Source organism: Pseudomonas sp. 3JA, from assembly GCF_036961705.1.
Taxonomy (GTDB): domain Bacteria; phylum Pseudomonadota; class Gammaproteobacteria; order Pseudomonadales; family Pseudomonadaceae; genus Aquipseudomonas; species Aquipseudomonas fluorescens_Q.
The window spans coordinates 19,797-27,025 of record NZ_JBAMDJ010000060.1; the positions used below are offsets into that span (position 1 = coordinate 19,797).

The window sequence follows — 7,229 nt, forward strand, 5'->3', positions numbered from 1 at the left end:
TCAAGGCTCGCGAGATAATGCCCAAACCCGCTGACCACCTCCCACCCTTGCCACGCATCCAGGCGCTCGACCCGAAACGGTCCGAACAAAGCTGGGACAGCGCGCAGCAGTTGCTGGCCGCCCTGAACGGTGCACGGCTGGGGGCCTGGTCGTGGGACATCGACAGCGGCCAGATCAGCTGGTCCCGGGGCACCCAGGCGCTGTTCGGCTTCGATCCGCGCCAGCCATTGCCAGCGGATGTGGATTATCTGGACCTGTTACTGCCTGAAGACCGGGCCCGGGCCGTGCGCGCCTTTCACGCGGCAGTGGCCGGAGCGCCGCTGGAACAGGCCATGCACCACCGCATCGTCTGGCCCGATGGCAGCCTGCACTGGCTGGAGATCAGCGGCAGCGTGCTGCCCGACAAGCATGGGCGCCCGCGCATGATCGGGGTGATCCGCGAAATCACCCATCAGCGCGAGCGGGAACAGGCGCTGCGCAGTTCGGAAAAGCGCTTTGCCACGCTGTTCCACCTGAGCCCGAACATGGTGCTGCTGACCCGCCAGGAAGACGGGATGATCAGCGAGGCCAACCAGTATTTCGAAAGCCTGTTCGGCTGGCCGCTGCACGATGTGATTGGCCGGACCACCCTGGAACTGGGCCTGTGGGTCGACCCCGGGCAACGGGTAAAACTGTTGGAGACCATCAAGGCCAGGGGCGAACTGGCGAGCATGGAGGTGGAACTGCGAGCCAGCAACGGCCAGATCCACACCGGCCTGCTCAGCGCACAGAAAGTCGAGCTGGAGGGCCAGCCCTACCTGTTGAGTACCTTCCTCGACACCACCGAGCGCAAACTCGCCGAACAGGCCCTCAAGGACAGCCAGGAACGCCTGGACCTGGCCCTCGACTCGGCGCAACTGGGCACCTGGGACTGGCACATTCCCAGCGGCATGCTCTACGGCTCGGCCCGGGCCGCGCAGCTCCATGGCCTGGAGCCCAAGCCGTTCCACGAATCGTTCGATGCGTTTTTCGAAGGCGTCCCCACTGAAGAACGCAACAACATGCGCAATGCTTATCGCAGCCTGCGCGAAGGCCCGGCGGGCAACTATCAGTTGACCTACCGCGTGCAACTGCCGGACGGCAGCTCGCGCTACCTGGAAAGCCGCGCCCGCCTCTACCGCAACGACGACGGCAGCCCCTTGCGCATGGCCGGCACCTTGCTCGACATCACCGACCAGGTGGAGCGCGAACAGAGCCTGGCCGCCTCGGAGGAAAAATTCGCCACACTGTTCCAGGTCAGCCCCGACCCCATCTGCGTCACTCACCAGGACAGCGGCCGGTTCCTTGAGATCAATTCCAGTTTCACCCAGACCTTCGGCTGGACCGCCAGCGACGTGATTGGTCTCGACGCCGACGAAATCGGCCTATGGGATGCCTCGGGCAGCAGCCTGCAACGCATCGAACGGGTGATCCGCGAACAATCGCTGAACAATGTCGCCATCGTCGTTCACCATAAGAACGGCCAGCCATTGACCTGTGTGATTTCCAGCCGGCAAATCAACGTCGGCAACCAGCCCTGCATCGTCACGACCTTGCGGGACATCACGCAGCAACAACGCTCCGAAGCCGCCCTCAAGGCCAGTGAAGAGAAATTCGCCAAGGCGTTCCATTCCAGCCCCGACGCCATCACCATCACCGAGCTCGAAAGCGGTCGCTACCTCGAGGTCAACGACGGCTTCTGCCGGCTGACCGGCTACCGCGCCGACGAAGTGATCGGGCACACCGTCTACGAAGTGGGGATCTGGGCCGAAGAAAAACAGCGAGCCGCCTTGCTGGCCGAGCTGCGACTCAAGGGCCGCGTCGTTCACCAGGAGATGCTCGGGCGCAATAAACGGGGGGAAATCCTTACGGTGGAGGTCTCGGTCGAGCCCATCACCCTCAATGAAACGGCGTGCCTGCTGCTGACCGCCCGGGACGTGAGCCTGCTGCGCAATGCCGAAGCCCAGATCCGCCACCTGGCCTACCACGACCCGCTGACCAACCTGCCCAACCGCGCCTTGCTGATGGACCGGCTGAGCCAGCAGATCGCCCTGCTCAAGCGCCACAACTTGCGCGGCGCCCTGCTGTTTCTCGATCTGGATCACTTCAAGCACATCAACGACTCCCTCGGTCACCCGGTGGGCGACACCGTGCTGAAGATCATCACCGCACGCCTGGAGGCCAGCGTGCGCCTGGAAGACACCGTCGCACGGCTGGGTGGCGATGAATTCGTGGTGCTGCTCAGCGGCCTGGAAGGCTCACGCAGCGATGTCAGCAAGCAAGTGCAGACCCTGGCCAACACCCTGCGCGAATTGCTCTCGGAGCCGATGTTCCTCGATGGCCAGCGACTGCAGGTCACGCCGAGCATCGGTATAGCGCTGATTCCCGACCACGGTTCCACGCCCACCGATTTGCTCAAGCGCGCCGACATTGCGCTGTACCGCGCCAAGGACTCAGGGCGCAACACCTCGCAGATGTTTCACACCACCATGCAAAAAGCCGCCAGCGAACGACTGCGCATGGAGACCGATCTGCGCCTTGCCCTGGCCCGTGGCGAGTTCAGCGTGCATTTCCAGCCTCAGGTCGATGCCCGGGACAACCGCATCATCGGCGCCGAAGCCCTGGTGCGCTGGCACCACCCGGACCTGGGCGCCCAATCGCCTAACGAATTCATCAAAGTGCTGGAGGACAGTGGCCTGATCCTGGAAGTCGGGACCTGGATCCTCGATGAAGCCTGCGACGGCTTCAAGCAACTGATCGCCAAGGGCAAGATCGATCCCCAGCAATTCAGCCTGTGCGTGAACATCAGCCCACGGCAATTCCGCCAGAGCGACTTTGTCGAACGCATCGAAAATAGCCTCGTCACTCATGGCCTGCCCTTCTCCCTGCTGAAACTGGAGATCACCGAAGGCATCGTGATCCAGAACCTGGACGACACCATTGCCAAGATGCGCCGGCTCAAGAAACTGGGGGTGAGCTTCGCCATGGATGACTTCGGCACCGGTTATTCGTCGCTGACCTACCTCAAGCGCCTGCCGGTGGACACGCTGAAAATCGACCAGTCATTCGTGCGCGACGCCACCAGCGACCCCAACGACGCCGAAATCATCCGCGCCATCGTCGCCATGGCCCGCAGCCTCAACCTGATCATGATTGCCGAAGGCGTGGAGACGCTGGAACAATTGCATTTTTTGCAGGGGCTCGATTGCCATTTGTACCAGGGTTACTTGCACAGCCGGCCGTTGCCGCTGGAGGCGTTTGAGCGGTTGTTGCCATAGAAAGGAATATGAGAGGCGATGTTGTGGCGAGGGAGCTTGCTCCCGCTGGGCTGCGCAGCAGCCCTAAAAGCGGTCGACTGTACCTCGACAATTGATTGGGACTGCTGCGCAGTCCAACGGGAGCAAGCTCCCTCGCCACAGGTACAAATATGAAAAAGGGCGCCATCTGGCGCCCTTCTTCAGCTGCGATGCATCAGTTTTGCAGCGCGGGTTGCTGCTGCGCACCGTTGATCGGGATGCGCTTGGCTTTCGCCTCTTCCGGAACCACTCGCAACAGGTCGATGCTCAACAGACCGTTACGCAGGCCGGCGGACTTGATCTCGATATGATCGGCCAACCGGAAGGACAGCTTGAACGCACGCTGGGCGATGCCCTGGTGCAAGTAGGTGACGCTGTCGTTACTGGCTTCACGTTTGCCACCACTGATGGTCAGCACACCTTTTTCCACTTGCAGGTCCAGGTCTTCTTCCTGGAACCCGGCGGCGGCGACCACGATGCGGTACTCGTCATCACCATGTTTTTCCACGTTGTAGGGTGGATAGCTGCTGCCCGGCTCGTTGCGCAGGGCGGTTTCGAACAAGTCGTTGAAACGGTCGAAACCTACCGAGGAACGGAACAGAGGGGCCAGCGAAAATGCAGTACTCATGATTCAAATCTCCTGAAAAATTCAGCAAGTTTTTTTGCCTCCGCGACCCGAATTCGGCATCGCGTAACCCTTATCTAGGGACCGCCAAAAACTTTTCAAGAGCTTTTTCTGAAATTTTTTTCAGGCCGCTTCGGTGCGCTGCACACCCAGCAAATGGCCCACCGCGTCCAGGTCGGTTTCCCGGCGCAAAGCGCTAAACAGCGCCACCGCTTCGGGGTAATTGCGAGTCAGCATCGCCAGCCACTGCTTCAACCGGCCCGGGGCCTGGCGCGGTGTCAGCTGCTCGACCACTTGCACCCAGAAGTCGTGGAGCATCGGCTGCAGTTCGACCCAGGACATCTCGACCACCTCCTCACCGGCTCGAGCGGCGGCGATCTGCCGGGCCAGGTCAGGACGGGAAACGAGACCGCGACCGAGCATGATGTCTTCGACACCGCTGATTTCGCGGCAACGGCGCCAGTCGTCCACGCTCCAGATATCGCCGTTGGCGAACACCGGCACCTTGACCACTTCCTGCACCCGCGGAATCCACTCCCAGTGGGCCGGAGGCTTGTAGCCGTCGACCTTGGTCCGCGCATGCACCACGATATGCGCCGCGCCACCTTCGGCCAGCGCCGTGGCACACACCAGCGCGCCGTCCGGGCTGTCGAAACCCAGGCGCATCTTGGCGGTAACGGGGATATGCCTGGGCACCGCGCGGCGCACGTGTTCGACGATCTGGTTGAGCAACTCCGGTTCCTTGAGCAACACCGCCCCACCCCGGGATTTGTTCACGGTCTTGGCCGGGCAACCGAAGTTCAGATCGATAACCTGGGAACCCAACTCGCACGCCAACGCCGCGTTTTCCGCCAGGCACACCGGATCGGAACCGAGCAACTGCACCCGCAACGGCACGCCGGCAGCGGTCTGGGCACCGGTCAGCAACTCAGGGGCGAGCTTATGGAAATAGGCCGGCGTGAGCAGGCGGTCGTTGACACGGATGAACTCGGTGACACACCAGTCGATCCCGCCAACACGGGTCAGGACATCCCGCAGGATGTTGTCGACCAACCCCTCCATGGGCGCCAGGGCAATTTGCATGAAAAAGACACACTCAAGGAAAAAACGTGCGGCAGTTTACCGGATTTTGCCCATGACATCGGAATTCACCATCAATCCCTGTGGGAGCTGAGCTTGCTCGCGATGGCGGTGGATCAGCCCACGAGGATGCCGGACGGTTCCAGGGCGGGACCATAACCCTCGATGAATTCCTGCGGCATACGCTTGGGCCGGCCAGTGGACAGTTCGATGCAAACGAAGGTGGTCTGGGCCCGCAGCAACGTGGTGTTGTCGCTTGGCCGAATCAGCTGGAAATGCCGGGTCATCTTCAACCGCTGGTCCCAGTCGACGATCCAGGTCGCCAATTGCAGCTCGTCGCCTTCATAGGCGGCTGCCAGGTAATCGATTTCATGCCGCACCACTGCCATGGCCCGGTCGAGGCGCCGGTACTCCACCAGGTCCAGGCCCAGGCGCTGGGAATGACGCCAGGCACAGCGCTCGAGCCAGGTGACGTATACCGCGTTGTTGGCGTGGCCCAGCCCGTCGATGTCTTCGGCATTTACCTGAAGATCAATAATGAACGGTGTTGCGCGATCCCAGCCCATGCCCCTCTCCCGGTCGAATGTGGATCGGGGCAGTGTAACGGATGATCAAGCCGATTGCCGCGCTTGCAGGCTGCGCCCGGCCAGCAGTGATAACACACCATCAATGACACGAGGATCGGCCAGCACCCGCTGGTGCCCACCCTCGGGCAATCGCAGCAAGCGGCTGTCGAACCAGGCTTCGTGGATCAGTTGCGATTCCTTGACCGAGACGAATGTGTCGTCCTCGGCATGGACGATCAGCCCAGGCAGATCCAGCTGGTAGTGGGAGACGTCCATCTTTGCGGCCCGCATGCCGACGTCACGCTCCACTTCGCGAATGAAGGCCGAACGTGCCTTGGGTGGTAACCCCATCATTCGGGCAAACCCGCGCAACACGCCAAGAATGCGGCCGGGCGCGGCAACACTGACCAGGGTCTCGGTACGTAACCCCAACTGAACCGCCAGCATGGCACTGGCACCGCCCATGGAATGCCCGATCACGGCTTGCAGCGGCGGTAATTCAGCCGCTGCTTCAAGCATGGCCCTGGCGAACAGCAAGACATTCGCCTCGCGACCAGGAGAGCGACCATGGGCCGGGCCGTCCAGCGCCACCACCATGTAGCCGGCGTCCACCAACGCAGTGATCAACGCCCCGAACTGAGTGGGCCGCCCTTCCCAGCCGTGCATCAGCAGGACGACCGGGCCCCTGCCCCAACGTAACGCCGACAGACCGAAACGCAAGGTGATGCGCTCAGAACTGGCCAGCAGCGGCAACTCCCAGTCGCGGGGCGGCAGGTTCCGGGGCTGCATGAACACCCCACGCATCTTCTTCGCTACCAGGCGCGGAGCCACCCAACCAAGCGTGCCATTGACGCTACGAATCCAGCTCAACCTGTTCATCGCTCATCTCCAGGGCTTGCGCCTTAGCTCATCGCACCGCCGACTTGGCGGCGCGCAGCAAACGATCCGACAACTCTCCCGGGCCCAATGCCCGCGCCAGGGCCAGGCCGCCCACCATCAAGGCAATGTCGGCCAAGACTTTGTCGGCGTCTTCCGGGCTGGCCGCCAACTGTGCGGTCATCAGCTCGATATGCTCATTGAGGACCTCACGGAACGCATCCGGCAGCCGGCCGAGCTCGCCGACCGACGCCGGGATCGGACAAGCGTTTTCGGTGGAATCGCGGTGCTTGCGCGACAGATAGAACGCCGCCACCAGGGCGCGCCGCTCTTCGCCTGTCAGCTCGCCGTCCATGTCGGCGATCAGGCCGCGACGCCGGCTGAGCAAGTGCTTGAATGCCTCCAGCATCAAGGCATCCTTGCTTTCGAAATGGGCATAAAAACCGCCCACCGTCAGGCCGGCCGCGCCCATCACCTCGCCCACGCTCGGCTCAGCCGGTCCACGCTGGATCAGCGCGTCGCTGGCGGCCTTGAGAATGCGTTCACGGGTTTGTGCCTTTTTATCGCTCATCGTCGCCTCCGAATATTACGATTGAAATATTATTCCTATAATAATTTTCCGCAAGCGGAAATTTTGACCGCCGGTCAGAAGTCTATTTTCAAGGACAAGGGAATTGGCCGAACGCCAGACAAACAAAAGGGCCATTCAAGAATTGAATGACCCTTATAAAATCCCGCAGAGCGGGTAATCGTGGCGTCCCCTAATCG

Annotated in this window: 6 protein-coding genes; 1 reads left to right on the forward strand and 5 read right to left on the reverse strand. The window is 61.8% G+C overall.

Features of this window, described 5'->3' with window-relative positions; translation table 11 throughout:
* The first annotated feature begins 17 nt into the window (after positions 1-17).
* Positions 18-3,296: a sensor domain-containing protein gene (locus V7773_RS28660; RefSeq protein ID WP_336076333.1), complete on the forward strand. Its 3,279-nt coding sequence runs from the start codon at positions 18-20 to the stop codon at positions 3,294-3,296.
* A 193-nt stretch (positions 3,297-3,489) separates the two neighbouring features.
* Here V7773_RS28660 and V7773_RS28665 read toward each other — a convergent pair whose 3' ends face one another.
* The 5 genes from V7773_RS28665 to V7773_RS28685 all read right to left on the reverse strand — a co-directional run bounded on the left by V7773_RS28665 (position 3,490) and on the right by V7773_RS28685 (position 7,032).
* The gene (locus V7773_RS28665) at positions 3,490-3,942 is read right to left on the reverse strand and encodes an Hsp20 family protein (RefSeq protein WP_063320307.1); all 453 of its coding nucleotides are present in this window, start codon (positions 3,940-3,942) and stop codon (positions 3,490-3,492) included.
* A gap of 120 nt (positions 3,943-4,062) precedes the next feature.
* A complete protein-coding gene (locus V7773_RS28670) occupies positions 4,063-5,022 on the reverse strand; it encodes a tRNA dihydrouridine synthase (RefSeq protein WP_063320306.1) in 960 nt (319 codons plus the stop codon).
* 113 nt (positions 5,023-5,135) lie between these two features.
* Positions 5,136-5,585: an acyl-CoA thioesterase gene (locus tag V7773_RS28675; protein WP_092149260.1), complete on the reverse strand. Its 450-nt coding sequence runs from the start codon at positions 5,583-5,585 to the stop codon at positions 5,136-5,138.
* 45 nt (positions 5,586-5,630) lie between these two features.
* Positions 5,631-6,464, reverse strand: coding sequence for an alpha/beta fold hydrolase (locus V7773_RS28680; protein WP_092149257.1), 834 nt, complete (start codon positions 6,462-6,464; stop codon positions 5,631-5,633).
* Positions 6,465-6,492: 28 nt separating this feature from the next.
* Positions 6,493-7,032 (reverse strand): TetR/AcrR family transcriptional regulator, encoded by a 540-nt coding sequence (locus tag V7773_RS28685; RefSeq protein ID WP_063320303.1) that lies wholly within the window; start codon positions 7,030-7,032, stop codon positions 6,493-6,495.
* Between the last annotated feature and the right edge of the window lie 197 nt (positions 7,033-7,229).